Annotated in this window: 1 pseudogene; it reads right to left on the minus strand. The window is 62.1% G+C overall.

The window, feature by feature from the left end:
• Positions 1 to 1,564, minus strand: a pseudogene (locus tag PSFL_RS16430) (type IV secretion protein Rhs); the annotation flags it as partial.

Genomic DNA, 1,564 nt, shown 5'->3' on the forward strand with positions numbered 1-1,564 from the left:
GCGGCGAAGGCCGTGGCGGTGTTCGTGTAGGGCCAGGCGGCCCTGGTCGTCGTAGTGGTAGTGGCTCAGCAGTTGGCCCTGCTGGCGCTGGTGTTCGCGGCCTGCTTTGAACAGGTGCGAGCTGAGTGTCCGGCCATTCAGGTCGATAGTGGCAAGGTGGCCGCCCTTGTCGTGGTTGAAGGTCAGGCGGTTGTTGTCCGGCAGGCGCAGGGTTTCGAGTTGGCCGCAGTGGTCGTAGCCATAACGCAGGGTGCCCCAGCCTTGGTGCTCGGCGGTCAGGCGGCTTTGCGCGTCGTATTCGTACTGCAGCGGCCAGTGGCCGTCGTCGACGCTAAGCAGATTGCCGAGGCGGTCGTAGGTGTAATCCACCGTGCTGCCATCGGGCAGGTTTTTTCGGACGAGGCGGCCGGTGTTATCGTGCTGGTAGGTGGTAACCAACTGACGGTCATCGTCGCCAAACTCGGTTTTTTCCTGCAGGTGGCCGTTGAGGTCGTAGACGTAGGCGGTGCGTTGGCCGTCGAAGCCGGTTTCCTGCTGGATCAGGCCGTTAGCGTGGTACTCCAGTTGATAGCGCTCACCTGCCTCGTTTTCGATCTCGGTCAGCAGCAGGCGAGTGTTGTCGTAGCGATAGCGCAGGGCCGTGCCATCGGGGTTGATCCGGCGACTGATCAGGTGCAAGCCATCGGCATATTCATACCGGGTCACACGCCCCAGTTCATCGCGCTCGGCGGTGATTTTTCCGTAGGGGTTGTAGCTCAATTCGCGGGTGGCACCGCCCGGCATTACCACCTTGATCAGCCGACCCACCGCGTCCCAGTGATACTGGGTCAGGGCGCCATGTTCATCCTCGCGGGCAATCTGCCGGCCCAGGTCGTCATAGCGATAACGCCGTACGCCGCCATTGGGCAATTGCTCCCCAATCAACTGGCCAAGATCGTTCCACGTCAGGCGCTGGCAGCTGTGGTCCGGGTACCAAACCGCTAAAAGCTGCCCACGCTTGTCATAGCTGTACTCGGTGACATTGCCGGCTGGATCAGTCTGGCGCGTGATCGCGCCCTGATCATTACGCTGGTACTTCCAGACCGCCTCACCCCGGCGCATGACCCGTACGAAGCCATCCTCATACTCGTAGGTCGTGGGCTCGTCATCCCCGGGAAACAGCGCCACCAAGCGCCCAGCCTCGTCGTACTGATAGGCCGTGATCGCGCCGAGGGGATCCTGTTCAACCGTCAGCCGCCCCTGTGCGTCGTAGGACCTGAAATGCTCGCCGCCATCCGGATCAACCCGCTGCACCAGGCGTGCCCGCGGGTCATGCACGTAAACTTCCTGACTGCCATCGGCGTTAAGCAGGGTGACGCGGCCGTCGTCCCAGCTATAGCGCGTATCCATCTGCGCAAAACTGGCCCAATGCCTCACACAGCGTGCCGCCTTGCCAGACCGTTCCCACTCCCAGAAGAAACTCGCCCCACCGGCCAACTGCCGCTCAGTAATTACCGCAAGGCTGTCGTACTGATAGCGCTCGCTTTCGCCGACGGCATTGATCGCCTCAAGCAGTCGCCACTGT

The organism is Pseudomonas sp. DD1 (genome assembly GCF_044510355.1).
GTDB lineage: Bacteria > Pseudomonadota > Gammaproteobacteria > Pseudomonadales > Pseudomonadaceae > Aquipseudomonas > Aquipseudomonas shahriarae.